23 protein-coding genes are annotated in these 23,599 nt (G+C 72.0%); 8 read left to right on the top strand and 15 right to left on the bottom strand.

Annotated elements, in window-relative coordinates; all coding sequences use genetic code 11:
* Positions 1 to 67: 67 nt before the first annotated feature.
* Together KFLA_RS17300 and KFLA_RS17295 are read right to left on the bottom strand one after the other, a co-directional pair.
* Complete coding sequence (locus KFLA_RS17300) at positions 68 to 859, bottom strand: alpha/beta fold hydrolase (RefSeq protein WP_012921095.1); 792 nt, start codon at positions 857 to 859, stop codon at positions 68 to 70.
* A gap of 2 nt (positions 860 to 861) precedes the next feature.
* On the bottom strand, positions 862 to 1,743 hold the full coding sequence (locus tag KFLA_RS17295; protein ID WP_012921094.1) for a dihydrodipicolinate synthase family protein: 882 nt from the start codon (positions 1,741 to 1,743) through the stop codon (positions 862 to 864).
* A gap of 71 nt (positions 1,744 to 1,814) precedes the next feature.
* Here KFLA_RS17295 and KFLA_RS17290 point away from each other — a divergent pair, with 71 nt between their 5' ends.
* Both KFLA_RS17290 and KFLA_RS17285 read left to right on the top strand, forming a co-directional pair.
* A complete protein-coding gene (locus tag KFLA_RS17290; RefSeq protein WP_012921093.1) occupies positions 1,815 to 2,684 on the top strand; it encodes a LysR family transcriptional regulator in 870 nt (289 codons plus the stop codon).
* 174 nt (positions 2,685 to 2,858) lie between these two features.
* Positions 2,859 to 3,335 (top strand): GNAT family N-acetyltransferase, encoded by a 477-nt coding sequence (locus tag KFLA_RS17285; protein ID WP_012921092.1) that lies wholly within the window; start codon positions 2,859 to 2,861, stop codon positions 3,333 to 3,335.
* Here the strand turns inward: KFLA_RS17285 and KFLA_RS17280 are convergent.
* The 3 genes from KFLA_RS17280 to KFLA_RS17270 form a co-directional block, all read right to left on the bottom strand.
* Positions 3,332 to 4,420, bottom strand: coding sequence for a DUF4185 domain-containing protein (locus tag KFLA_RS17280; protein WP_012921091.1), 1,089 nt, complete (start codon positions 4,418 to 4,420; stop codon positions 3,332 to 3,334). The two genes, KFLA_RS17285 and KFLA_RS17280, sit on opposite strands and share 4 nt — an antisense overlap.
* A 312-nt stretch (positions 4,421 to 4,732) precedes the next feature.
* Positions 4,733 to 5,554, bottom strand: coding sequence for a sulfurtransferase (locus KFLA_RS17275; protein WP_012921090.1), 822 nt, complete (start codon positions 5,552 to 5,554; stop codon positions 4,733 to 4,735).
* Positions 5,551 to 6,201 (bottom strand): thymidine kinase, encoded by a 651-nt coding sequence (locus tag KFLA_RS17270; RefSeq protein ID WP_012921089.1) that lies wholly within the window; start codon positions 6,199 to 6,201, stop codon positions 5,551 to 5,553. The genes KFLA_RS17275 and KFLA_RS17270 overlap by 4 nt, the downstream gene beginning before the upstream one ends.
* Before the next feature lie 90 nt (positions 6,202 to 6,291).
* On the opposite strand from KFLA_RS17270, the gene KFLA_RS17265 reads away from it, so the two are divergent.
* The gene (locus KFLA_RS17265) at positions 6,292 to 7,950 is read left to right on the top strand and encodes a S8 family peptidase (RefSeq protein WP_237706831.1); all 1,659 of its coding nucleotides are present in this window, start codon (positions 6,292 to 6,294) and stop codon (positions 7,948 to 7,950) included.
* Between the two features lie 28 nt (positions 7,951 to 7,978).
* On the opposite strand, the gene KFLA_RS17260 is transcribed toward KFLA_RS17265, so the two are convergent.
* The 5 genes from KFLA_RS17260 to KFLA_RS17240 all read right to left on the bottom strand — a co-directional run bounded on the left by KFLA_RS17260 (position 7,979) and on the right by KFLA_RS17240 (position 13,570).
* Positions 7,979 to 9,100 (bottom strand): alkaline phosphatase family protein, encoded by a 1,122-nt coding sequence (locus KFLA_RS17260; protein WP_012921087.1) that lies wholly within the window; start codon positions 9,098 to 9,100, stop codon positions 7,979 to 7,981.
* 5 nt (positions 9,101 to 9,105) lie between these two features.
* A complete protein-coding gene (locus KFLA_RS17255) occupies positions 9,106 to 9,720 on the bottom strand; it encodes a DUF5998 family protein (RefSeq protein WP_012921086.1) in 615 nt (204 codons plus the stop codon).
* A 51-nt stretch (positions 9,721 to 9,771) separates the two neighbouring features.
* Positions 9,772 to 11,682, bottom strand: coding sequence for an FtsX-like permease family protein (locus KFLA_RS17250; protein ID WP_012921085.1), 1,911 nt, complete (start codon positions 11,680 to 11,682; stop codon positions 9,772 to 9,774).
* Positions 11,679 to 12,419 (bottom strand): ABC transporter ATP-binding protein, encoded by a 741-nt coding sequence (locus KFLA_RS17245; protein ID WP_012921084.1) that lies wholly within the window; start codon positions 12,417 to 12,419, stop codon positions 11,679 to 11,681. Before KFLA_RS17245 ends, KFLA_RS17250 begins: the two co-directional genes overlap by 4 nt.
* Positions 12,420 to 12,532: 113 nt before the next feature.
* Positions 12,533 to 13,570 carry a P1 family peptidase gene (locus KFLA_RS17240; RefSeq protein WP_012921083.1) on the bottom strand — a complete coding sequence of 346 codons (1,038 nt, stop codon included), beginning with the start codon at positions 13,568 to 13,570 and terminating at the stop codon, positions 12,533 to 12,535.
* A gap of 55 nt (positions 13,571 to 13,625) precedes the next feature.
* Between KFLA_RS17240 and KFLA_RS17235 the strand changes: the two genes are divergently transcribed.
* Positions 13,626 to 14,141 (top strand): DUF2087 domain-containing protein, encoded by a 516-nt coding sequence (locus KFLA_RS17235; protein ID WP_012921082.1) that lies wholly within the window; start codon positions 13,626 to 13,628, stop codon positions 14,139 to 14,141.
* A 19-nt stretch (positions 14,142 to 14,160) separates the two neighbouring features.
* Here KFLA_RS17235 and KFLA_RS38895 read toward each other — a convergent pair whose 3' ends face one another.
* From KFLA_RS38895 to KFLA_RS17220, 3 genes are all read right to left on the bottom strand, one after another.
* The gene (locus KFLA_RS38895; protein ID WP_012921081.1) at positions 14,161 to 14,733 is read right to left on the bottom strand and encodes a CGNR zinc finger domain-containing protein; all 573 of its coding nucleotides are present in this window, start codon (positions 14,731 to 14,733) and stop codon (positions 14,161 to 14,163) included.
* Positions 14,730 to 15,626 (bottom strand): alpha/beta fold hydrolase, encoded by an 897-nt coding sequence (locus KFLA_RS17225; protein ID WP_012921080.1) that lies wholly within the window; start codon positions 15,624 to 15,626, stop codon positions 14,730 to 14,732. Before KFLA_RS17225 ends, KFLA_RS38895 begins: the two co-directional genes overlap by 4 nt.
* A 119-nt stretch (positions 15,627 to 15,745) precedes the next feature.
* The gene (locus KFLA_RS17220; protein WP_012921079.1) at positions 15,746 to 18,571 is read right to left on the bottom strand and encodes a bifunctional acetate--CoA ligase family protein/GNAT family N-acetyltransferase; all 2,826 of its coding nucleotides are present in this window, start codon (positions 18,569 to 18,571) and stop codon (positions 15,746 to 15,748) included.
* 78 nt (positions 18,572 to 18,649) lie between these two features.
* On the opposite strand from KFLA_RS17220, the gene KFLA_RS17215 reads away from it, so the two are divergent.
* The 4 genes from KFLA_RS17215 (at position 18,650) to KFLA_RS17200 (ending at position 22,662) form a co-directional block, all read left to right on the top strand.
* A complete protein-coding gene (locus KFLA_RS17215) occupies positions 18,650 to 19,798 on the top strand; it encodes an ArsB/NhaD family transporter (RefSeq protein ID WP_012921078.1) in 1,149 nt (382 codons plus the stop codon).
* A gap of 65 nt (positions 19,799 to 19,863) precedes the next feature.
* A complete protein-coding gene (locus KFLA_RS17210; RefSeq protein WP_012921077.1) occupies positions 19,864 to 21,573 on the top strand; it encodes an AMP-binding protein in 1,710 nt (569 codons plus the stop codon).
* A gap of 76 nt (positions 21,574 to 21,649) precedes the next feature.
* Positions 21,650 to 22,417 (top strand): ABC transporter permease, encoded by a 768-nt coding sequence (locus KFLA_RS17205; RefSeq protein WP_012921076.1) that lies wholly within the window; start codon positions 21,650 to 21,652, stop codon positions 22,415 to 22,417.
* Positions 22,414 to 22,662 (top strand): DUF2630 family protein, encoded by a 249-nt coding sequence (locus KFLA_RS17200; protein WP_012921075.1) that lies wholly within the window; start codon positions 22,414 to 22,416, stop codon positions 22,660 to 22,662. The genes KFLA_RS17205 and KFLA_RS17200 overlap by 4 nt, the downstream gene beginning before the upstream one ends.
* A 73-nt stretch (positions 22,663 to 22,735) precedes the next feature.
* Here KFLA_RS17200 and KFLA_RS17195 read toward each other — a convergent pair whose 3' ends face one another.
* Entirely contained in the window at positions 22,736 to 23,158 is a 423-nt protein-coding gene (locus KFLA_RS17195; protein WP_012921074.1) for a TIGR03667 family PPOX class F420-dependent oxidoreductase, read from the bottom strand.
* A gap of 19 nt (positions 23,159 to 23,177) precedes the next feature.
* Positions 23,178 to 23,594, bottom strand: a complete 417-nt coding sequence (locus KFLA_RS17190) for a CoA-binding protein (protein WP_012921073.1) — start codon at positions 23,592 to 23,594, stop codon at positions 23,178 to 23,180.
* Positions 23,595 to 23,599: the final 5 nt, after the last annotated feature.

Raw genomic sequence — 23,599 nt, 5'->3', positions numbered from 1 at the left:
GTTATTTTATCAACGGCTGGTTCGAGCGCGATCGAGCGGAGAGCGGAAAGGTGGGTGGCGCGCCGGATCAGCTGTCGAGCGCGCCGCCCGGGATCAGCTTGGGCTGCTGCTCGTCGGCCAGGAAGTCGAGCAGCAACTGGTTGACCAGGCCGGGCTTTTCCAGCGTCAGCCCGTGTGAAGCCCCCGGTACGACGGCCAACTGGGCGTCCGGCAGCGCCTTCGCGACCGTGACGCTGTGCTCCAGCCGTACGCCGTCGTCGTCGCCCTGCATCACCAGGACCGGCATCGTCAGCTTCTTCAGATCGGCCAGGTCGAAGTCGGGCATCGTGCGCCACATCTCGGCCCATTTCGCGAACACGACCGGAAAGTGCCCCGGCCCGTCCGGCGCCACCGGCTCGTACTCCGGCCGAAGCGCCTCGGCCAGGTCCTGCAAACCTTCCGGCGTCATCAGCTGCTCGGTGGCCGGCGTCTGCCCGGCGCGGGTCAGCTCGGCGCTGATCAGCACCAACTTGCGCACCAGCTCCGGCCGGGCCAGCGCCAACCAGGCACCGACCTTGCCGCCGTCGCTCCAGCCGATCACGTGCGCGGGCGCGATCTCCAGCCGGTCGATGAATGCCGCCAGGTCGGCCGCCAGCAGCTCCATCGTCACCGGGCCGTCGACGTCCGGGGTCCGGCCGTGGCCGCGGCGCTCGGGCACGATCACGGTGTAGTGCCGCGAGAGCGCGGCGACCTGCGCGAGCCAGGTATCGCCGCCCACCCCTCCCCCGTGCAGCAGCAGGACAGGGTCCCCCGCGCCCTCGACCTCGAAGTACGTCAGCACTCCCCCGGCCTCGACGTACTGGCCCACGGCAACCACCATCCTCAGCTCGCCCGAACGACCGCCCCATCATCGGCCAGCGCGTCCAGACGGTCCATCGCCGCCTCGACGGCCGCGGCGCCGGCAGGCAGCAGCGGAAGCCGGACGTCCGGAGCCGGAATCCGTCCGTGCGCGTGCAGAACGCCCTTGATCACCGTGGGGTTCGGCTCGGCGAACACGGCGTGGGACAGCTGCCCGAGACGGTGACCGAGGGTTCGCGCTTCCTGGACGTCTCCGGTGTGCCAGCGGGCGATCAGATCGGCGAACCGGCGGGTGGCCAGGTGGGCCGACGCGAGGATCGCGCCCTGCGCACCGAGCGCGAGCAGCGGGGAGACGAACAGGTCGTCACCGCCCAGGACCGCGAATCCCGGGTGGTCCTGGCCGAGGAAGAGCATGGTCTGCTCGTCGATGCCGCCGCCGGCGTACTTGATACCGGCGACGCCCGGGATCTGCGCCAGGCGGTGGAGGGTGTCCGCGGTCAAGGTCTGCCCGGTGCGGTACGGGACGTGGTAGACGAGCAACGGGACCGGGCTCGTCGCGGCCAGGCGAGTGAAGTGCGCCAGCACGCCGGCCTCGCCGGGGCGGACGAAGGGCGGCACGAGGCTCAAGGCGGCGACGACCTCGTCCCGCGCGAGCAATGCAGGGTCCGCGCCGCCGACCACCAGCGGAGCGGAGTACTCGCGGCAGGCGCGGGCGGCGACCTCCACGACCGCGCGGCGCTCCGGCGGGGTGAGGGATTCGGGCTCGCCGGTCGTGCCGAGCGCGACGAGGCCGGTTGCTCCGTCGGCGAGGAGTTGGCGGGCGAGGTTGCCCAGGGCGTCGAGCGCGAGCGTGCCGTCGGCGGCGTACGGGGTGATCAGGGGGACGAAGAGGCCGGTGAGCGTCATGTGTCCAGCCTCGACGGGGTCCCTGCGATAGGTCTAGTTCGCTTTGCTGTGCTGTTGCTTAAGCTGAGCTTGTGCTCGACGTCCGCCGACTCAGGCTCCTTCGCGATCTGGCCCACTTGGGTACGATCGCCGCTGTCGCCGAAGCGCACAGCTACACCCCGCCGGCGGTGTCTCAGCAGCTGGCGGTGCTCGAACGTGAGGCCGGGATGCCACTGCTCGAGCGGACCGGTCGCCGGGTCGTGCTGACCCCGGCCGGGGAACTGCTCGTCCGGCACGCGGAGAAGGTGTTGTCCGCGCTGGAGGAGGCATCGTCAGCGCTGACGGCCGTCCGGGGCCGGCTGAGCGGGCCGTTGCGGATCGGGGCGTTCCCGACCGCGGTCCGGAGCCTGCTGCCCGATGCGCTGGTGTCGCTCGGTCATGACCACCCGGGCCTCGAGCTGAGCGTCACCGAGCTCGATCCGGTCGATGCTCCGGCCGCGTTGCGCGAACGCCGGATCGACGTTGCCCTGGTCAACGACTACGACGTGCAGCCGGCTGCGCCCGACGCGGCCGTCGCGACGGAGCCGCTGCTGGAGGAGATCGTGTTCCTTGCGGTCCGGGACGGCAGCCGGATCCGCTCGATCGAGGACGCGGAGGGCTGCCCCTGGATCGCCGGCACGCCCGGCACGGCCTGCCACACCGTCACCCTGCACGCCTGCGGATCGGCCGGCTACCGCCCGGTCGTCCGTCACACCGCCGACGACTTCGACGCGGTGCTCGCGCTGGTCGCGGCTGGGCTCGGGGTATCGCTGGTGCCCGAACTGGCCACCGGCCACCCGCCGGCCGGGGTCCGCCTGGTTCCGCTGAGCATCCGGCGGCGTACCGGGATCGCCTGCCGTTCCGGCGCGGCCAGTCATCCTGCGGTGGCCGCCTTCGTCGCAGCTGTGCGAGCCGCGGCCTGAGTCTGCGGACCGTCCGAGCCCCTGGACGCCGGTCCCGCAGACCGATGCTCGTCGCAACCTTTCCGCCCTCGCCCGCATCGAGCGGGTAGGACGGGTCGCCGGCCTGGCACGGACCGAGCGCGGGCGGCCGGTAATTCCGGTGACGGGCCGCTGCCGGCCGGGGAGGATGGAGGGATGCTTCTCCGACCGGCGGCGGCCGACGACCGCGACTTCCTCGCCGAGATGTTGCTGGCCGCCTACAACTGGGACGGCCGGCCACGCTTCACCGCCGCGCAGCTGCGCGCCGAGGACCACGCGTGGCGGTACGTCGACGAGTGGCCCCGGGCCGGTGACTTCGGCGTCGTCGCCGAGAACGCCGGTCGCCCGGTCGGCGCGGCCTGGGCCCGGCTGCTCCCCGGCGCTCGGCCCGGCTACGGCTACGTCGCCGACGACGTGCCGGAGCTGAGCATCGGCGTCACACCTGAGGCCAGGGGACGGGGAGTCGGCCGCGCCCTGCTGACCGAGCTGATCGCGGCCGCCCGGCGGGCGCAGTACGGTCGGTTGAGCCTGAGTGTCGAACCGGCCAACCGCGCGGCCGACCTGTACCGATCGCTCGGCTTCGCGGAGGTCGGCCGCACCGGCGGTTCGGACACGATGGTGCTCGAGCTCTAGCCGAAGTTGCGGACGCGGAACTGCATGGTCCGGTACGGCCAGCCGGCGTCGGTCTTCCACTGGCTGACCGACAGGTGCAGGTCGCTCAGCGTCGAGCCGGGGATGAGGTAGCCGCCGTACAACTGGGCCACGTGGTTGTCGTTCTCCTGCCCCCACGCGCCGCCGTAGAGCAGCGTCTGCCGGTAGGCGGTGTAGAGGTTCGAGGTCGGGGTGTCCATGATGATGCCGTCGATCCGGTAGTCGCCGGCGTTGAACCAGGTCAGCACCCACTTGCCGCCGAGCGGCCGCAGGCACAGCTCGCCGAAGCTGCCGGACAGGATCGGCGTCGCCGGGTGGCCCCACGCCCAGCGGCCGTCGCGGTACCCCCACGGCTCGTACGCCGCCGGGTTCGCGATCTGGGTACTGCGGACCCGCTTGAGGATGATCGGCTTGTTCCGCTGGAACCCGGTCGAGTAGACGTACACGTAACCGTCGTTGCCCTCGCCCCAGGTCAGGCACTGGAACATCCCACCGTCGAGGTTCGGGTCGAACTTCGCGCCGGTGTGGTACCAGCTGGCACCGGAGTTGTCGCTGCGCCAGATCTCTGTCCACACGACGTTGCCCAAACCTTTGTTGACCATCGCGTGCAGGTACATCGACCCGCCGATCGTGATCACGTCCGACGGCAGCACGGTCGAGAACGTCGGGTTGTCGTGCGGGTAGTCCCACAGCTGCTGCGCCGCCGCTCCCCCAACCGCCCCCGACCATCTCACCCCGCCCGCCAGGTCGGTCGTCGTCGACCACAACGCGACCGGCGACCGCCACCAGCCGCCGCCGACGTACGGCTGCTCGAAGGTGTCGCCGAACATGAACAGCATCCGCCCGTCCGGCGTTCGCGCCGGAATTCCGAGATCGGTGGCGGCCATCCGGAACCGGTCGGTCAGCCCGGGCCCGGTCAGGTCGGCGACCTTGGTCGTCAGCACCGCCTGCACGCCGGCGGCGGAGCTCCGTGTGGTGGCAGCGGAGGCGGCACCAGGCGCGGCGAGCAACGCCCCCGCCCCCGCGGCGGCTCTCAAGAAGGTACGTCGCATCATCGGCTCGGGCATCAGGGGACTCCTCGACCGGGGCGGGAAATCGATTGCTCTCGAGCCTGCGACCGGGCCGCAACGAAGTCAAGCAGCCGATCCCGCGTTACCACCCTGCTCGAAAGGCCTGGCTGCACCCCGTGGGGCGCGTCACCGGTTCTGGTCGAGCAACGCGCCTTCGACAGCGGACTGGTCTACGCGCGCTACCGGACCCGCTGAGGCGCGCGGGTGTGCGCCCGTGCGTGGTCGAGCTCGCCGGTGCGTGGTCAAGTGCGTGGTCAGGTGCGTCGGTGCGTGCGCGGGTGCGGAGTACCTGGGCGCGCCGGCCGACGGTCAGGCCGGGCCGGTGGCGACAGGGCGGTCGGGGTCGGTGATCCACTCCGACCACGAGCCGACGTAGACAGCAGCGTCGAGACCGGCGATCTCCAGCGCGAGCGACTCGTGGGCCGCGGTGACGCCCGACCCGCAGTACGCCCCGACGGGCCGGGAGCCGTCGGCGCCGAGCGCGGCGAAGCGGGCCCGGAGGTCGTCGGCGGGCAGGAACCGGCCGTCGGGGCCGACGTTGCCGGTCGTCGGCGCGTTCACCGCGCCCGGGATGTGCCCGGCGACCTTGTCCATCGGCTCGACCTCCCCGGCGAACCGCTCCGGCGCCCGCGCGTCCAGCAGCACGCCCGACGACGCCAGCTCGGCCGCGCCGGCCGCGTCCAGCACCGGCAGCCCACCCGGTACGGCGACAAACGATCCGGCCGCGTCGGCGGGCACCTCGGTGCTGACCTCTCCCCCGGCCGCGCGCCAGGCCGCGAGCCCGCCGTCGAGCACGCGCACGTCGCGCAGACCGAAGTACCGGAACACCCAGCGTGCCCGGGCGGCGGCCATCGAGTTCGCGGCGTCGTAGACGACGACGGAGCTGTCCGGCCCGGCGCCCGCACGGCGCAGGGCGGCCTCGACGACGCTTGCGGACGGCAACGGGTGCCGGCCCCCGTCGCCGGGCGGGCCGGCCAGCTCGGTGTCCAGGTCGACGAAGTGCGCGCCCGGCACGTGGCCGGCGTCGTACGCCTCGCGGCCGGGCGGGCCGGCCAGGTTCCAGGTGACGTCGATGACGACGACGTCGTCCGGGGCGTCGAGCAGCTCGCCGGCGGTGATCAACGGGTTCATGCGGAACCTCCGAACGGGAGAACCTCGGGAGACAGCGTCGCACGGGCCTTGGCCGCGGTCAGCCGGCGCCGGTGGTGCCGGCGGCAGAGCACCTCGTAGGCGAGCTGACGGTCGTCCTGCTCGATGTCGCCGACCACCAGCTGCTCGCCTTCGGTGACCATCTCGCCGCCGCTGGTCCGGGCGTTGTGGGTGGCCCGCTCGCCGCACCAGCACAGCGCCTCGACCTGCAGCAGCTCCATCCGGTCGGCGAGCTCGACCAGCCGGGCCGAGCCCGGGAACAGCGTCGCCCGGAAATCGGTCAGGATGCCGAAGCAGAACACGTCGATCTGCAGCTCGTCGACCATCCGCGCCAGCTGCTCGACCTGCTCGGGCTGGTAGAACTGCGCCTCGTCGCAGACCGCGTAGTCGATCCGGCCACCGTGGGTCAGCTCGCCGACGACGTACTCCCAGAAGTCGAAGTCCGGCCGCACCTCGATCGCCTCCGCGGCCAGCCCCAGCCGCGACGACAGCACCGACTCCCCGGCCCGGTCGTGACTGGTGAAGATCCGCCCCTGCCGTCCCCGCGCCTTGTGGTTGTGATCCATCTGCAGCGCGAGGGTGGATTTGCCGCAGTCCATGGTCCCGGTGAAGTAGAGCAGCTCAGCCACGGGCGCCCATCCTGCCAAAGTGCCTCCCGGGTCAGCGACCCCGGGGTGCGTCGGCTTTCGTTCTGGGGGTTCGGCAGGTTCTACTTGGTCGTGCGCAAAGCTCTGTACTCCGTGGTGTCGCTCGTCCTGTCGTGCGGTCTGGTGGCGGTCGGTGTCGCCGTGCCTGCCACCGCAGCCGTGCCGGCGAGGTCGGAGGCCGGGTTGCGGGCGTACTTCGTGATCACCGCGCCGAAGCAGACCGCCGCGGTCAGCTCGGCGATCACCGCCAACGGCGGCAGCGTGTACGCCCGGTACGACGCGATCGGGGTGCTGGTCGTGCACTCGGCCACCGCCGACTTCGCCGCCAAGCTGCGCTCGGTCGGTGGGGTGCAGAAGGTCGGCGCGACCCGGACGTCGGACGTTCCGGCGGCCGCGGCGAACCCGGCCGTCCCCCCGGCGGCGCCGGTGAGGCCGGACGAGTCGCCGGAGATCCCACGCTCCGACATGGAGCAGATCGGCGCCGACAAGGCCTGGGCGGTCAACCCGGGCTCCAAGGCCGTCACCGTCGCCGTCCTGGACACCGGCGTCGACGACCAGCACCCGGATCTGCGGCCGAACTTCGACGCGGCCCGCTCGGCGTCCTGCGCGTACGGCAAGACCGACGTCCGGCCCGGGGCGTGGCGGCCGGTCGGCGAGCACGGCACCCACGTGGCCGGCTCGATCGCCGCCGCCAAGAACGGCAAGGGCATGGTCGGGGTCGCACCGGGGGCGCGGATCTCCTCGATCCGGGTCGCCGAGGCCGGCAGCCAGCTGTTCTTCCCGGAGAACACGGTCTGCGCGTTCGTGTTCGCCGCCGACAAGGGCGTGTCGATCACCAACAACAGCTACTACGTCGATCCCTGGCTGTTCGCCTGCCCGACCGATCCGGACCAGGACGCGATCGCCGAGGCGGTCCGTCGCTCGGTCGCGTACGCGGACAGCAAGGGCGTGGTGAACGTCGCCGCCGCGGGCAACGAGAACTACGACCTGGCCGAGAAGGGCGAGGACGACACCAGCCCGAACGACTCCCAGCCCGGGCCGCGCACGGTGACCAACGAGTGCCTCAGCCTGCCGACCGAGCTGCCGAACGTCGTCGTGGTGGCCTCGGTGGACTCGTCGAGCCAGAAGTCCAACTTCTCCAACTACGGCGCCGCCAAGATCTCCGTCGCCGCTCCCGGCGAGGACGTCTACTCGACCATCCCGGGCGGCGGCTACCAGAGCCTCGACGGTACGTCGATGGCCGCGCCGCACGTCGCCGGCGTCGCCGCCCTGCTGCGCAGCGCGAATCCGAAGCTGACGCCCGAGCAGGTCCGGGCCCGGCTGGCCGCCCAGGCCAACGACCTGGCCTGCCCGGTCGCCTCCGGCGGCGAGTGCGCCGGCTCGGCAGCGAACAACTCGTACTACGGCGAGGGACTGGTCGACGCCGCCGAGGCAGTCGGCGCCACGACGACCACCTCGGCCTCCGGCGTCACCGTCACCAAACCGTCCGAGCAGCTCGGCGTCGGCGGGCTGCCCGCGGTTCCGCTGCAGATCAAGGGGTCCAGCAGCAAGGGCGACATCAGCTACTCCGCGGTCGGCTTGCCGCCGGGCCTGACGATCGACGCCGAACGGGGCTGGATCACCGGTGTGCTGCTGCGCGGCGCGGGCCGGTACAAGGTGACGGTGAAAGCCCAGGACGCCGAGGCGCAGGTCGCCGCCGCTTCGTTCTACTGGAACGTCTGGAGCTTCTAGCCGACCGCCCTCGACCGCGGGAAAGCTGCTAGCCCGCGTCGACCAGGAGCGGAATGGCCATCTCGTCCTCGGTCAGCGAGCCGTGCAGGCCGATCAAGCCTGCTTCCTGCGGGAACCGCCGGCCCGCGACCAGCGCGACCGGACCGAGCGAGGCCACCACGACGTCCCCGATCCGCGGCGCGACGCGCTCCTCCACGGGCCCGAACCACCCGCGTGCGGCCGCCTCGGCCCGGGACAGCACGAGCGCCCGGTCGCCGAGCAGCTCTCGGTACCGGGTCGCGACGTCCTGCTCGGCGCCCGGTACGCAGTACAGGTGGCGAAAGCGGGACTCGCCGCCGATCAGCCGGAGGCCGTCGGTGAGCGTCGGGTCCGCGTCGAGGTCGATCCGGTCGTCCGGCGCGACGTCGATCATGCCGTGGTCGGCGACCACGACCAGGACGGCGTCGCGCGGCAGCGCCGCACGCACCCGCTGCGCGAACGAGTCGGCCGCGGTCAGCTCCTTGCGCCACTGCCACGATTCGCATCCCTGTCCGTGGCCGGTGTAGTCGAGCTGCGAGTCGTATACGTACACCAGCGAGGAGCTGCCCTCGCGGCTCGCGAACCTGGTCGCGTCCAGCCGGTCGTCGACGGTGTCCGCGCCCCGGTGCGCACTCCCCCGGAACGCCGCCGCGGTCAGCCCCGACTTGTCGAAGCGGGCCTTGCTCACGTTGCGCGTCGCCACTCCGGCGGCGGCGATCCGCTCGAAGACCGTCGGATGCGGTTGCCACCGGCGCGGATCGACCGGCGCGTCCCAGGCGAGCGCGTTCAGCAGTCCCCCGGTCTCCGGCACGATCGAGGAGTACCCGACGATCCCGTGCGCCCCCGGCGGCAGCCCCGTCCCGAGACTGGTCAGGCTCGCCGCGGTGGTCGACGGTACGCCGGCCGTCAGCGCCCGCGCGGTCAACGAGGACAGGTACGGCGCGAGCTCGGCGTGCCGCTGCAGCAGGTTCCACCCGAGGCCGTCGAGCAGGAGTACGGCGTACCGGGACGCGGGGGGAAGGCCGAGCTGGTTCTGCTCACCGGGGACCGACAGCGCGCCGGCGACCGACGGCAGGACGTCGGCCAGCGAGCCGCCGCCGTACGCGGGCAGGACCGTCGGCGGGCCGGGCACGGCGGCTACCTGCTGGTCGCGAACGACAGTGCCGCGGCGAAGTCGAGCGCCTGCTGGATCCCGGCCGGGCCGTCGGCCGCCGCGCTGATCCGCAACGAGATGTCGTCGGCGGCGACGGACCCGGTGTAGCCGTGGTCGGCTTCGCAGTTCGGGTCGGCGCAGACGGCGGGCTCCAGATCGATCCGGTTCACCATGCCCCAGCCGATCGTCAGCACCACCTCACCGCCGCCGGCGGCCGGGTCCGCCTTGCCCGGCGCGTAGCCGGCCGGGTTCGGCACGACGCGGTTGACCACGACGGCGTTCACCCGGTTCAGCGGGATCGCCTCGGTCGAGGTCGACGCGTACGGCGCCCGGATCAGGTCGTCGGCGGCGTGCTCGTCGGTGTGCCCGACGATCAGCCGGCTCGGGGTCAGCGCCAGGATGGTGATGTGCCGCCGGACCTCGTCACGGTCGAACGTCGGTTCGTGCTGCAGCACGAAGGCCCGGATCGGTTCGCCGGCGATCGCGATCGCGAGCGAGTCCGTCACCACGTCGGGGTAGTAGCCGCACCGGTCGATCGCGTCGCGCAGCGCGGCAGACGCGTCCGCGAGCTCCGGGACCGGCGCATTCAGGTCACGCATACCCTCATCCTTGCATGCACCGGTCCCAGCGCCACTCACTGCTCCCGGCTGTCAGCCCGCGCTCGCCCTGCGCAACACCGGGGCACCGGCGGCCCCGGCGACCGCGACCAGGACCAGCCCGACCACCACCTGGCCGCACAGCAGCAGGACTCCGGAACTGCCCTCGGTGATCACCTTTCCACCGCTCAGCGCCAGCCCGCACAGCGCGCCGAAGCCAACCACGGGCAGCCCGACCCCGACCACCGGGACGACGGCCGCCAACCGGGCCGATCGCTCGATCACCGACAGCGGTACGCCGGACCGCCGCAGCGCCTTCGCCGGAGCCGCCTGGTCCAGCGCTGTCCCGACCGCACCCGCGGCGGTCGAGGCGGCACCGGTGACGAAGACCAGCCCGAGCAGCAACGCGACCCCGAGTCGCATGTCGAGGTACACGCCGGCCTCGTGCGCTTCCTTCTCCGCCGCCGTGAGCGGAACCTGGTCCGGCGCCACGTCGTACAGGATCGTGCGGACCCTTTCCCGGTCGGTGGTCGCGACGGTGATGTCGACGACCTGGTCCCGAGCGGTCACCTCGCCCTGCAGTCCGGCCTGGGCCAGTCGCCGTTTCGCGTCCTGAGCGACCGCGGAGGTGGTCGCCTGAGAGGTGTGGAGCTCGAAGGCGGCGTCCTTGCCGTCCTGGGTGATGCCGTACGGCATGAACAGCGCCAGGAAGCCGGTGACGAACCCGCTCAGCACCAGCGCCGCGACGGGACGGAACGCCGCCTTCGGATCGTCGGCGAGCCGTCGCCCGGCGAGCAGGGCGACCGGGCCGCTCGCCGTCCGGGCCAGGAACCGGCCGATCACCTGGACCGCGAACGGGCCGACCACCCGGACGGCCAGTGCGGCCAGGCCGACACCGATCAGCAGCGGCAGGACCGCGCCGCCGGTGCCGAGCACCGCGAGCATGACCGGGCCGACAACCAGCAGGCAGAGCCGCAGCGCGCTCATGCCCCTGCGGGTCTGGCCGCGGACGACGCCGAGCGGGGTGATGCTGACCCGACCGAGACCGATCATCGCGCTCAGCACCGACAGCAGCGGTACGGCGACCAGAACGACGAGGACGAGCCACCAACTGACGGTCAGGTCCTGCAGGTACCACCGGCCGCCACCGAGCGGGATCCGGGCGATCAGCGGGCTCAGCGCGGTGTAGGCGATCAGTCCCGCGACGGCACCGGCCACAGCGAGCACGGCTTGCTCGACCGCGCTGAGCAGAAGGACCTGGCTCCGGGTCGCGCCGGCCAGCCGGAGTGCGGCGAGCCGGTGCTCGCGCCTCTTGGCCGCCACGCCGGCCGCCTGGCCGACCAGGCTGAGCAGCGGGAAAAGCACGAGCATGATGCCGAAGGCAACGAAAACGAGCAGCATGCCGATCCGGGTGTCGATCGCGGTGCCGCGCCAGGTCTCGAGGTAGTTCGGATGGTCGGACGCCTGCAGGCCCGGCGAGTTCACCGGGACGCCGCGGATGACGACCAGCTCGTCCGGTGACGACAAGCCGGCGCTCGAGATGGTGCCGGTCGGCGCCGGCAGCTGGTAGCGCTGCGCGAGATCGCTGCCGGCCCACAGCTTGGCCACCTCGGGCGAGACGAAGACCTCGCCCGGCCTCGGCGCGTGCGGCAACCCCGGCGGGGGCGGCAGCTCGGCATTGCGCTGCTCGTTGATGATCGCCACGTCCAGGCGGGTCAGCGGCCGGCCCGCGGCCATGTCGTCGACCGTGTCGGTCACCCCGACCGCGGTCCGGGCATCGCCGTCGCCGGTGGCCCGCCAGCCGATCCGGTCCGAGCGGTGGCTCAGGCCGAGCGTGCCGGCGATCAGGAAGGTGACCAGCAGCGCGACCACCGCGGTCGCGCCGAACGCTGCGAGGTTGGCGGCCCGGCCGCCAGGACCCGGCCGGCGGACGAACCGCAGGCCGAGATCGGTCATCGGGTTCATCGCTGGCTCACCCGGCCGTCGACGATCCGGACCACGCGGTGGCAGCGGGCGGCGACCGCGTCGTCATGGGTCACCACGACCACGGCGGCACCCCGGTGGGTCGCGGCACCGACGAGCAGGTCGATCACCTGTGCGCCGGTGGTCGCGTCCAGCGCGCCGGTCGGCTCGTCGGCGAACACCGCCTGGGGCTCACCGACCAGGGCCCGCGCGATGGCGACCCGCTGGGCCTGACCGCCGGACAGCTCGCCCGGCCGGCGGTTCACCTCGTTGGCGAGACCGACCTGGGCCAGCGTCGCGCGCGCCCGGCCGATCGCGTCCCGGCGGGAGATGCCGTCGACCATCAGCGGCAGCGCCACGTTCTCGTCGGCGGGCAGCTCGGCGAGCAACTGGTTGTCCTGGAAGACGAAACCGAGGCGGCGGCGGCGCAGTACGGTCCGCTGGGCGTCGCTCAACTGGTCGACGCGGTCGCCACCGAGCCAGACCTCGCCCTGGTCCGGAGTGAGAATGCCCGCCAGGACGTGCAGCAGGGTGGTCTTGCCGTTGCCGCTCGGACCCATCACGGCCAGCGCCTCCCCCGGCCGGACGGCGACGTCCACCCCGGCCAGGCCGACGACCTCGCCGTAGTACTTGACCAGGCCGCGGCCGGTCAAGGCCGGCGACGTGGTTCCGGGCCGGGGGTTGATCGGTTGGTGCTGCGACAGTGATTGCTGGGTGGTGTGGGGACTGGGCTGCGTCATAGCTGAAGGCTTTCGCGATCACCGTCGGCAGGCGTCGGTCCCCGGGCCGGTTCTCCGATCGCCCTTAGGTCGCCGAACGGTGCTCGCGGGTAGTACTCAGGTCGTACGCCGCGCTAGCCGTTCGAGAACGCGGACGGGTAGGCGTCGCGGTAACTGAGCAGCCTGCCGCCCGGGGTCCGGACCGTTTCGGCCGCCAGGACGGCATGCACGATCGCCCGGGTCAGGCAGCGCGCTCCCGCCGAGAACACGCTCTCCAGCTGACCCAGCGCGGCCGGATCGGTCACGCTGAGCCGGGTCACGCCGTGCGGCGCCGTCGACACCCCGAAGACCGAGTCGCCGTCCAGCAACGTGTGCACCGGATCGACTCCCCGGGCCAGCCCGTCGTGCGCCACCATCGCCAGCCGCCGGGCCGCCGCCTTGTCCAGCGGCGCATCGGTCGCCACGACCGCGATCACGGTGTTCATCCCCGGCCGAGCCCCTTCGGGCGGTTCCGGAGCCGCCTCCGTCGGCGTCTCGAGCGGCGGGACCTCACCGTCCAGCAACCGGTCCTCTCCGTAGAGCCGGCCGTTCGGTGCGACGGCCGAGCCGACCGCGTTGAGCACCACGAGCGCGCCCACCGTCGTACCGTCGCCGAGGCCGACGCTGGCACTGCCGACACCGCCCTTCAGCCGTCCCGCCCGGGCCCCGGCTCCGGCGCCACGGTTGCCAGTGGCAACAGGTCCGCCGGACGCCGAGGCCACCGCCGCCCGGCCCCACTCGTGCGTCGGCCGGGCGCCGAACTCACCACCCCGGCCGAGGTCGAAGATCACCGCCGCGGGCACGATCGGGACCACGTCCCGCTCCCCCGGCCCGACCCGCACGCCCTCGCCACGTTGCTCCAACCAGGCCATCACCCCGGTCGCAGCGTCCAGTCCGTACGCGCTGCCGCCGGTCAGCACGATCGCGTTCACGTTCGCGTTGGAGTTGACCGGGTCGAGCAGGTCCGTCTCCCGGGTGCCCGGCGCGCCGCCGCGCACGTCCACACCGGCAACCGCCGTTCCGGGGAAGTGCAGCACCGTCACTCCGGTCAGGTACGGCGGCTCGACCCGTTCCACCTGCCCGACCAGGACGCCGGGCACATCGGTGATCGCGTTCTGCGGACCTGGCTGCATGCCCCCAGCATCTCGCACCCGAAATCCGGTTGCCACGGTGCTTAGCGTGGAAGCCATGAACGCCGACCAACTCTGCGGACTGCTCGCCGAACCGTCGCGCCTGCGCGTCTACGCCGCCGTCGTGCTGGGCGCCGCGACGCCCGAGCAGGTTGCCGCCGGCACCGGTCTGGACGCCGCGGTCGTCACCAAGGCGCTCCAGCGGCTGATGAAGGGCGACCTCGTCAGCGCCACCGCGGCCGACGGGCTGCGGGCCGACGAGCAGGCGTTCAAGGACGCCGTGCGATCGGGCCGCCCGGAGCGTGAGCCACTGTCGGCCGACCCGGAGCGCGACGCCGTGCTGCGCTCCTTCATCCGGGACGGCCGGCTGACGCACTTCCCGACCGTCCCGGCGAAGTACCGGACGGTGCTGGAGTACCTGGCCGAGTCCTTCGAGCCGGATGTCGGCTACCCCGAGGCCGAGGTCAACCGGATGCTCAACAGCTGGCACGACGACCACGCCGCCCTCCGGCGCGGACTGGTCGACCACGGGCTGCTGACCCGCGACGAGGGCGTCTACCGGCGCGCGAGCTGACCCCAGCAAGCCGACGCGGTCAGGAGTGGGCGGCGCGGTAGCGCGCTGCCTTGCTCTGGTTCCCGCAGGTCTTCATGCTGCACCAGCGGCGACGGCGACCGCGTGAGCTGTCCAGGAAGAACCAGCCGCAACGATCGCAAGTCCGCACCCGGCGAGGCGGCGGGCTCAACGTCAGCGTCAGCCCGCGCAATGCGACGTACGCGAAGGCACCGCGCAGGTCGCCCGGCGTGATCGTGCCGTCGGCCGCGACGGAGATGTCCGCCGCCACGCTGGTCTGCGCCAGACCGAGCAGCTCGCCCAAGGCGGCTGTCGGCAGGTCACGGCCTTCGCTCTGGGCGTCGAAAAGTGCCCAGAACAGGCGTCGCAGCACCCGAGCCTCGGCCAGCACAAGCTCAGCCTCGGACGGCTCACCGTCACCCGCCGGCGTGAGCAGGCCCGCGTGGTGAAACCACTCCGCCAGCGCCTTGCCATCGGTGAGGAGATCGGCGCCGAGCTCCGGCGTACGCCGGTAGACGGTGTTCGCGAAGTCCAGCGCGACCTCACCGGCGATGAAGTGGTCAGCGGTCCATCGGGCCGGCGGTGCGGCGCTCACGCGCGGACCGAAGTCCGCTCGAGCAGGTCCTCGACGAACGTGACGAGCAGCGCGGCGACCTCCTCGGCGTGTGTCTCCAGCACCAGGTGCCCGCCGTCGAAGATGTGCGCGTCGAGCACGGCCATCTCCTGGTGGTAGGCGAGCACCTCCGCGATGTCGAAGAACGGATCGTGCCGGCCCCAGATCAGCAGGCACGGCGGCTGGTGCTGCTGGTGGTAGGCCGCGATCTGCGGGAACCGCGCCACGTGGTTGCGGTAGTCGTAGAACAACTGGAACTGGACGTCGAGGTTGCCCGGCCGGGACATCCGCTCCCAGTCGAGGTGCCAGGACTCGGGCGGGTGCAGCTCGTGCAGCTGCTCCGGCAGGCCGCCGAGATACTGCTCCCTGGTGCCGTCGAAGTTCAGCCACTCCGGCAGCGCCTCGCGGTTCTGCTCGCTCGGGTCCTGCCAGAACCGGCGCGGCGCGTCCCACGCGTCGTTCAGGCCGGCCTCGTGCGTGTTGCCGTTCTGCACCACCAGGCCCAGCACCCGCTCGGGGTGGCGCATCGCCATCAGGTAGCCGACCGGGGTGGCGAAGTCGGTCACGTAGAGCACGTACCTCTGCACGCCGAGGTCGTCGACCAGCGCCTCGATCACGTGGGACAGCCGCTCGAACGTGTAGTCGTACTCGCCGAGCGGCGGAGCGTCCGAGAACCCGAAACCCGGCAGGTCGGGAGCAACCACGTAGGCGTGCCGCCCCAGCACCGGCAGCACGGCACGGAACGAGTACGAGGAGGTGGGGAATCCGTGCAGCAGCACGACGGCGGTCGAGCACGGCGCCCCGGCTTCGCGGTAGTGCACGGTCAGACCGTCGACCTTGCGGCTGCGGTGTCGGGGCTTGGCCGAGTGCTTCATCAGTGCTCCCTTCGAGACGTCCTCGGTGGATTGCGTAACCGAATATACCGGAATATACGGTTACTTTGCTCCGCGCGCGGGCGTGCCGGAGGAACTCGGGAACTCTCGCTAGGCCGGCCTCAGGTCAGACGGCGGGCGGGCATGTCCTGGCGGGGCTTCTCGTTCGGCGCGATCCGGATCGACGTGTCCAGCACGGTCGCGCCGGTCGCCGCGACCAGCACCGAGCGGAGGTCCAGGCGGACGACCTCCTCCAGCTCGAGCGTGAGCCGGGAGACCCGGTGCAGCAGGTTCTCGATCGCGCCGATGTCGACCGGGTCGGAACCGCGGTAGCCGTACAGCAGCGGCGCGGCCCGGACCTCGCGGACCATCTCGGCGGCGTCCGCGGTGGTCAGCGGTGGCATCCGGTACGAGCGGTCGCCGAGCAGGTCGGTCGCCACCCCGGACAGCCCGAACGACACCACCGGCCCGAACGCCACGTCCTCCAGCGCCGAGATCACCACCGGTACGCCGGGCGGCGCCATCTTCTGCACCACGAACTGCGCCCGGGCCGGGTCGGCGGCGACCCCGAAGGTCCGGGTCATCTCCGCCCAGGCCTCGCGCATGTCGTCCTCGTCGTGGATGTGCCGCCAGATGTCGGCCAGGTCGGGCCGCATCCGCCACTGCTCGGCGGTCGCCTTGAGTATCACCTCGAAGCCCAGGTCGGCGGCCCGGGCGACCGCCTCGTCCGCGGACAGCACCGGGAAGGCCGGCAGCACGGAGATGTCGTAGAAGCTCAGCAGCCGCTGGCGGTCGACGTCGTCCAGGTCGGCGCCGCGCGGGTGCCGCTGGAGGAACTCCTGGACGAAGTCCTCCGCCCCGGCCGTGTCGACGCCCGGCAGGTCGGGAATGGCCGAGTCCGCCCGGCGCCGCCACTCGGCGTACTGGGTGGCCTTGGCGAGCGCGCCCACGGCGTACTGCGGGGACGAGAACGACGGGATCGAGCCCCGCGCGGCGCCCCCGTGCTCGTCGGGGACGCGCAGCTGCTCCGGCACACTGCGCGAAGCCAGGAACGTGGAGACGACCGGCTTGTCCGACCCGGCGGCCGCGGCGGCGAGCACCTGGGCCACCTCGGCGCCGTTGGAGTGCACCGGCGGGGTGAAGATCACCACCACCGAGTCCACCCGGTCGTCGCCGAAGACCTCGGTCAGCGCGCGGTCGAAATCCTGGGCCGAGGCGTCGGCGCTGAGCGTGTGCGGCTCGCCGGCCACGTCGAGACCGCAGCCGGCCATCGCGTCCAGCGCCAGCAGCGTCAGCGCGTCGGAGTTGCCGACGACGGCGACCCGGCGGCCCTTCGGCAGCGGCTGGTGGGCGAGCAGCTGGGCGACGTCGAACAGCTCCCCGGTGGTGTCCACGCCGATCAGCCCGCTCTGCCGGAACAGCGAGTCGACCGTTGCTGGTGGCAACTGGCTGCGGCGGACCATCTGGCCGAGCGGAACGCCCTGGGTGGCCCGCCCGGACTTCAGCGCCACCACCGGCTTGCGCCCGGCCAGCCGGCGCGCCACCCGGCTGAACTTGCGCGGGTTGCCGAGCGACTCCAGGTAGAGCAGCACCACCTCGGTCGCCTCGTCGGAGTACCAGTACTGCATCAGGTCGTTGCCGGAGACGTCGGCCCGGTTGCCGGCCGAGACGAAGCTGGACAGACCGAGCCCGCGGCCGGCGATGTCGGCCAGGATCGACACGCCGAGCGCGCCGGACTGGCAGAAGAACGCGACCCGGCCCCGGCTCGGCATCAGCGGCGACAGCGTCGCGTTGAGCTGGACCCCGGGCGCGGTGTTGATCACGCCGAGCGCGTTCGGGCCGATCACCCGCATCCCGTACGAGCGGGCCAGACCGACCAGGCGGCGCTGCCGGCGACGGCCCTCGGGCCCGATCTCGGCGAACCCGCTGGACACCACGACCAGCCCGCGCACGCCCTTGGCCGCGCAGTCCAGCACGACGTCGACGACCGCCTCGGCCGGGACCGCGACGACGGCCAGGTCGACGGTGTCCTGCACGTCCCGGATCGTCGGGTACGCCGGGACGCCGTCCACCTCGGCCGCCGAGGTGTCGGCGTTCACCGCGGACAGCCGGCCCGGGAAGCCGCCGTCGCGCAGGTTGCGCAGCAGCGCGTTGCCGATCGTGCCCTCGCGCCGGCTGGCCCCGATCACCGCGACGCTCGCCGGGGTCAGCAGCCGGGCGATCGACAGCGCCTCGGACCGCTGCTCGCGCGCCTGCATCACGCTGAACGAGGTGTCGGTCGGCGCGATGTCGAACTCGACCATGATCACCCCGTCCTCGAACTCGCGGGCCACCGTGTAGCCGGCCTCGGTGAAGACGGTGATCATCTTGCGGTTGTCCGGCAGCACCTCGGCGACGAATCGGGTGATGCCGTGCTCCCGGGCTCCTTGCGCGAGGTGCTCCAGCAGCAGCTGGCCCAGCCCGCGGCCCTGGTGCGCGTCCTCGATCAGGAAGGCCACCTCGGCGGTCCGCCGCCCGGTCCGCTCGTACCGCCCGACGCCGATCATGGCGTCGCCGACCGTGACGATCAGCGCCAGCCGGTCGTGGTAGTCCACCTGGGTGAACCGGGCCACGTCCCGGTCCGACAGCTGCGGGTACGGCGCGAAGAACCGGTAGTACTTCGACTGCTCCGACACCCGGGCGTAGAACTCGACCAGCAGCTGGGCGTCCGCCGGAGTGATCGGCCGCAGATGGGCGGTCGCACCGTCCCGCAGTACGACGTCGGCCTCGTAGTCGGCCGGGTAGTTCTCCGGCCGGTCGCCCAGCGGTTGCCCGGCCAGCGGCAGCCCGGCAAAGGTCTGGTCGGCGATGGCCTGGTCGGCGGCATCGGTCTCCCGCCAGCCGGCTCCGGCCGGGTCGGGCACGGCGGAGTCAGGCCCGGGCATCTGCAGCTCGTCCTCCGGCGTCACCCGTTCAGCCTACTCACCGCGGCCCCGCCGGACGACGCGATTCCGGTGCACGGAAAGCTGCCCCCTAGGGTTTGCCGCATGTGGTGGCTGAGCGCGCTCGGCGGACTGAGCGTGCTCGCCTCCGGTCTGCTCGGGCTGGACGACGCGGTGCACGTGCTGGAGCGCATCGCCTCGGTCCTGGTGTTCCTGGTGGCGGTGACGATCATCGCGGGGCTGGCCGACTCGGCCAAGGTGTTCGACGTAGCCGCTCGGGAAGCCGCTCACCTGGCGCGCGGCCGGACCTGGCGACTGTGGCTGCTCGTGGTCGTGCTCGCCACCGCACTGACGATCGTGCTGTCCCTCGACACCTGCGCTGTACTGCTGACACCAGTCGTGCTGGCGATGGCTCGGCAGCTGAGCATTCCGCCGAAGCTGTTCGCGTTCACGACGGTGTGGCTCGCGGGCACGGCGTCGCTGCTGCTGCCGGTGTCGAACCTCACGAATCTGCTGGCACTGCACCGCTTCGACCAGCTCGGTCTGGGGCTGGGCGACTACCTCGCACTGAGCTGGCGACCGGCTGTCGCCGCCGTGCTCGTCACCGTGATCGTGCTGGCCGCTCTGTTCCACCGGGACCTGCGCCGCGCGTACGTCGTACCGAAGACTCCTGCGGTCGACGACAAGGTGCTGTTCTGGGGGGCGGCCGGGGTGTGTCTGGCGCTGGGACCGGCCTTCGTGTCCGGGGTCGAGGTGGCCTGGCCGGCGAGCGCAGGAGCCGTCGTCCTGCTCGGTCTCTTCGCCGTACGCCGCCGGGCGGCCGTGAACTGGTCGCTGTTGCCGTGGCGGCTGGTTGTGACCGTCGTCGGGCTCTTCCTGGTCGTCGCAACGCTGACCGCCCACGGCTTCGAGCAACGGCTCGCAGACGTCGCCGGAACGGCCTCCGGCGGGTTGCTGCCCGACCTCCGGCTGGCCGGAACGGCCGCGATCGGCGCGAACGCCGTCGACAACCTCCCAGCGTACCTGGCGATGGAGCCGGTCGCGGCCGCGGAGGGGCGACGGATGATGCTGCTGCTGATCGGCGTGAACTGCGGCTGCCTGCTCACGCTGTGGGGTTCGCTGGCCACGCTGTTGTGGCGCGACCGCTGCCGGACCGCCGGCGTGCACATCTCCTGGTGGTCGTTCCTGTGGCGCGGCGCCGTGCTGGTGCCGCTCGTGCTCGCCGGGGCGGTGCTCGCCCTGCGGCTGGGCTGACGGTTGTCCACAGACACGCGCGAGCCCGATTGCCGATCGTGTCCGGGTGCGGGAATAGTGCGGGCATGAGCGAGGAACAGAGCACCTCGGAGACCACCCGGGCCTTTCGCGAGGCCCGCGACTTCCTGATCGCGCACCGGGAGGACTACGACACGGCGTACCGCGACTTCAGCTGGCCGGCCTTCGACCGGTTCAACTGGGCGCGGGACTGGTTCGACGCGCTCGCGGTCGAGCAGCCGGAGGTGGCCGCGCTCACCATCGTCGAGGAGGACGGCGAGGTCAACTCGCTGACCTACGGCGAGATGGCCGAGCGGTCGCGGCAGGTGGCCGGCTGGCTCACCGAGCAGGGGCTGCAGCCGGGCGACCGGGTGCTGATCGTGCTCGGCAACACCGTCCCGCTGTGGGAGGTGATGCTGGCCTGCATCCGCGCCGGGGCGGTGATGATTCCGGCGACCACGCTGCTGACCGACGCCGACCTGGCCGACCGGATCACCCGCGGCGGCGTCCGGGCGGTGGTCACCAGCACCGCCGACGCCGCGCGGTACGAGGGCATCGCCGACCACTGCCTGCGGATCGGCATCGGTGAGCCGGTGGAGGGCTGGCTCGACTACGAGCAGACCCGGGAGTACGACGGACCGGTGCCGGAGGTCGACACCTCGGCGGACGACTCGCTGCTGCTCTACTTCACCTCCGGCACGACCAGCGAGCCGAAGCTCGTCGAGCACACCCAGGTCAGCTACCCGGTCGGCCACCTCTCGACGATGTACTGGGTCGGCCTGCAGCCCGGCGACGTCCACCTCAACGTGTCGTCGCCGGGATGGGCCAAGCACTCGTGGAGCAACGTCTTCGCGCCGTGGAACGCGGGCGCCACGGTCTTCCTGTACAACTACACCCGCTTCGACGCCGAGAAGATGCTGCAGGTGCTGGCGACGTACGGCGTGACCACGTTCTGCGCACCGCCGACGGTCTGGCGCATGCTGATCCAGGCCGACCTGTCGGTGGTCGAGGTCCGGGTCCGGGAGTGCATCTCGGCCGGCGAGCCGCTGAACCCGGAAGTGATCGAGCAGGTTCGCAACGCCTGGGGCATCACCATCCGCGACGGCTACGGCCAGACCGAGACCACCGCCCAGATCGGCAACCCGCCGGGGCAGCCGGTCAAGCCCGGGTCGATGGGCCGGCCGCTGCCGGGCTACTCGATCGCGCTGGTCGACCCGGCGACCGACGCGGTCGGCGACGACGGGGAGATCTGCATCGAGCTCGCGCCGCCGCCGGTGCCGCTGATGCGCGGCTACCGCGACGCGAAGGCGCTCACCGACGAGGTGATGCGCGGTGGTTTCTACCACACCGGCGACGTGGCCCACCGGGACGAGGACGGCTACATCACCTACGTCGGCCGCTCCGACGACGTGTTCAAGGCCAGCGACTACCGGATCTCGCCGTTCGAGCTGGAGTCGGTGCTGATCGAGCACCCGGCGGTCGCCGAGGCCGCCGTGGTGCCCTCGCCGGACCCGGTCCGGCTCGCGGTGCCCAAGGCGTACGTCGTGCTCGCCGCGGGGTACGAGCCGAGCCGCGAGCTGGCCGGGCAGATCCTGGCGTACTGCCGCGACCACCTGGCGGCGTACCAGCGGATCCGGCGGATCGAGTTCGCCGAGCTGCCGAAGACGATCTCGGGCAAGATCCGCCGGGTCGAGCTGCGCGCCGAGGAGGCCGGCAAGGTCGAGTCCGGCGAGCGGACCGGGCACGCCTACGACGAAACGGACTTCCGCGACTCCTGACAGCGACGTCTGACCAGGACAGCTTGGGTGGGACAGCTTGAACGGGATCGGCTGACCGGCGTGGTGGAATGGCCGGATGTCTGCTGACACCGGTCTGGGGATCGCGGCGGTCGTCGTCCTGCCGCTGCTGGTGGCCATCGCGGTGCTGGCGTCGCGGTACGCCTCGCTGCGGCACGACAAGGGCATCGTCACCGCCGCCGCGCGGGCCGTCCTGCAGCTGGCGGTGGTCGGCGTGGTCGTCGGCTTCGCGCTGCAGTCGCTGTGGGGCGCGCTCGGCTTCGTGCTGGTGATGCTCGTCGTGGCCACCCTGACCAGCACCCGGCGGATCCGCTCGACGGCCGTCGTACCGGGTCAGTTGGTGTTCTGCGCGCTGGCGATCGGCGGCAGCGCCTGCGTCGTGCTGCTGCTGCTGATCCTGCCGGGCGTCGTGCCGCGCAACCCCGAGACGATCCTGCCGATGGGCGGCATCATCATCGGCGGCACGATGAACGCGACCACCCTGGCCGGCCGGCGGCTGCTCGCGGAGTACGGCGGACGCTTCGGCGAGTACGAGGCCGGGCTGTCGATCGGGCTGGTGCCGGCGGACGCGTTCAAGCTGGTCGCCGGACCGAGCGCGGGCGACGCGCTGCTGCCGGCGCTGGACCAGACCCGCACGGTGGGCTTGGTCACCTTGCCCGGCGCCTTCGTCGGCATGGTGCTCGGCGGGGCGTCACCGACCGCGGCCGCGGCGCTGCAGCTGGTGGTCCTGCTCGGGCTGGTCGCGGCCGAGGCACTGGCGATCCTGGTCACGACGGAGTTGCTCGCCCGCGCTCCGCTGCCGGACGGGCGTACGGTTTCCTCATGACCGACGACAAGAGCATCCTCCACCGCATCAACGACCTGGTGGCCGAGGAGCACGAACTACGGACCAAGCACAGCGCCGGCGAGGTCGACGACGCCGAGGAGCAGGCCCGGCTGCAGGCCCTCGAGGTCGAGCTGGACCAGTGCTGGGACCTGCTCCGCCAGCGCCGCGCGAAGCGGGAGTTCGGTGAGGACCCTGACACCGCCGAGGCCCGCCCGGCGAGCACCGTCGAGGGCTACCTCAACTGACCGATCCGCCCGCACCGACGACGGCAGCGCACCCCTGGGGGCACGCTGCCGTCGCCGGTTCCCGACCGGAAGGTCAGAAGCCGCGGAGCTTGTCGGGGGTGATCCGGATCAGCACCGGGTACTCGCGGTGAAAATCCTCCGCGCTCATGGTGAGCGAGGCCAGGCCCTCGGCGTACTTCGCGTCGTACATCGCGAGCTCCTCGGCGGTCGGACCGGACCCGTCGATCACCGCGGTGCCGGACAGCACGCCGACGTCGCCGCCGGTGAAGGTGGCGTTGAAGTGCAGCGCGACCCGGGGGTTGCGCTCGATGTTGTGGACCTTCGCCTTCGCCGCCTGGCTGAACACCAGGACCTGCTGGCCGTTCCAGTGGAACCAGACCGGGTTCGGCGCCGGTGTGCCGGACCCGCCGACCGTGGTCAGCCAGATCACCAGCTCGTCGGCCAGCTGCTTGGTGATGCGGGCACCGAACTCGGTGGAGGTGTCGATCGTGAACATGTGATCCCTTCGCCGGTGGTCAGCTGGGACCCAGGCGTCCCCACTCGATCGCCGGGCAACGGTCCATCACCATCGTCAGGCCCGCGGCCGTCGTTCGGGTGTAGGCGTCCGGATCCACTACATCCAGCTGGAACCAGACCGCCGAGGCGTTGATTCCCACCGCCTGGTCGGCGATCTCTCCGGCCAGCTCGGACCGGACGAACACGTCCACGCAGTCCACCGGGAACGGGATGTCGGCCAGCGTCGCGTACCCCTGCTCGCCGTGCACCGTCTCCGCCGACGGGTGCACCGGCACGATCCGTTTGCCGTGCTGCTGCAGGAACCGCGCCACGCCGTACGCCGCGCGGCCGCTGTTGTTCGACAGGCCGACCACGGCCCAGGTCCGGCACCCGGCCAGGATCTTGCGGATGTCGCTCTCGTCAGCCCAGTTCGCCATACCTC

Source organism: Kribbella flavida DSM 17836 (assembly GCF_000024345.1).
Lineage (GTDB): Bacteria > Actinomycetota > Actinomycetes > Propionibacteriales > Kribbellaceae > Kribbella > Kribbella flavida.
The sequence above is the reverse complement of the archived record's forward strand: the minus strand, read 5'-3'. Positions and strand labels throughout refer to the sequence as shown.

What these genes read in the sequence shown, in the direction of transcription:
- KFLA_RS17215 (WP_012921078.1), top strand. Translation starts at nt 18,650, where the DNA reads ATGTGGTGGCTGAGCGCGCTCGGCGGACTGAGCGTGCTCGCCTCCGGT.
- KFLA_RS17300 (WP_012921095.1), bottom strand. Translation starts at nt 859, where the DNA reads ATGGTGGTTGCCGTGGGCCAGTACGTCGAGGCCGGGGGAGTGCTGACG.
- KFLA_RS17235 (WP_012921082.1), top strand. Translation starts at nt 13,626, where the DNA reads ATGAACGCCGACCAACTCTGCGGACTGCTCGCCGAACCGTCGCGCCTG.
- KFLA_RS17200 (WP_012921075.1), top strand. Translation starts at nt 22,414, where the DNA reads ATGACCGACGACAAGAGCATCCTCCACCGCATCAACGACCTGGTGGCC.
- KFLA_RS17255 (WP_012921086.1), bottom strand. Translation starts at nt 9,720, where the DNA reads ATGCGTGACCTGAATGCGCCGGTCCCGGAGCTCGCGGACGCGTCTGCC.
- KFLA_RS17210 (WP_012921077.1), top strand. Translation starts at nt 19,864, where the DNA reads ATGAGCGAGGAACAGAGCACCTCGGAGACCACCCGGGCCTTTCGCGAG.
- KFLA_RS17275 (WP_012921090.1), bottom strand. Translation starts at nt 5,554, where the DNA reads ATGAACCCGTTGATCACCGCCGGCGAGCTGCTCGACGCCCCGGACGAC.
- KFLA_RS17240 (WP_012921083.1), bottom strand. Translation starts at nt 13,570, where the DNA reads ATGCAGCCAGGTCCGCAGAACGCGATCACCGATGTGCCCGGCGTCCTG.
- KFLA_RS17250 (WP_012921085.1), bottom strand. Translation starts at nt 11,682, where the DNA reads ATGAACCCGATGACCGATCTCGGCCTGCGGTTCGTCCGCCGGCCGGGT.
- KFLA_RS17190 (WP_012921073.1), bottom strand. Translation starts at nt 23,594, where the DNA reads ATGGCGAACTGGGCTGACGAGAGCGACATCCGCAAGATCCTGGCCGGG.
- KFLA_RS17245 (WP_012921084.1), bottom strand. Translation starts at nt 12,419, where the DNA reads ATGACGCAGCCCAGTCCCCACACCACCCAGCAATCACTGTCGCAGCAC.
- KFLA_RS17195 (WP_012921074.1), bottom strand. Translation starts at nt 23,158, where the DNA reads ATGTTCACGATCGACACCTCCACCGAGTTCGGTGCCCGCATCACCAAG.
- KFLA_RS17225 (WP_012921080.1), bottom strand. Translation starts at nt 15,626, where the DNA reads ATGAAGCACTCGGCCAAGCCCCGACACCGCAGCCGCAAGGTCGACGGT.
- KFLA_RS17280 (WP_012921091.1), bottom strand. Translation starts at nt 4,420, where the DNA reads ATGCCCGAGCCGATGATGCGACGTACCTTCTTGAGAGCCGCCGCGGGG.
- KFLA_RS17205 (WP_012921076.1), top strand. Translation starts at nt 21,650, where the DNA reads ATGTCTGCTGACACCGGTCTGGGGATCGCGGCGGTCGTCGTCCTGCCG.
- KFLA_RS17295 (WP_012921094.1), bottom strand. Translation starts at nt 1,743, where the DNA reads ATGACGCTCACCGGCCTCTTCGTCCCCCTGATCACCCCGTACGCCGCC.
- KFLA_RS17285 (WP_012921092.1), top strand. Translation starts at nt 2,859, where the DNA reads ATGCTTCTCCGACCGGCGGCGGCCGACGACCGCGACTTCCTCGCCGAG.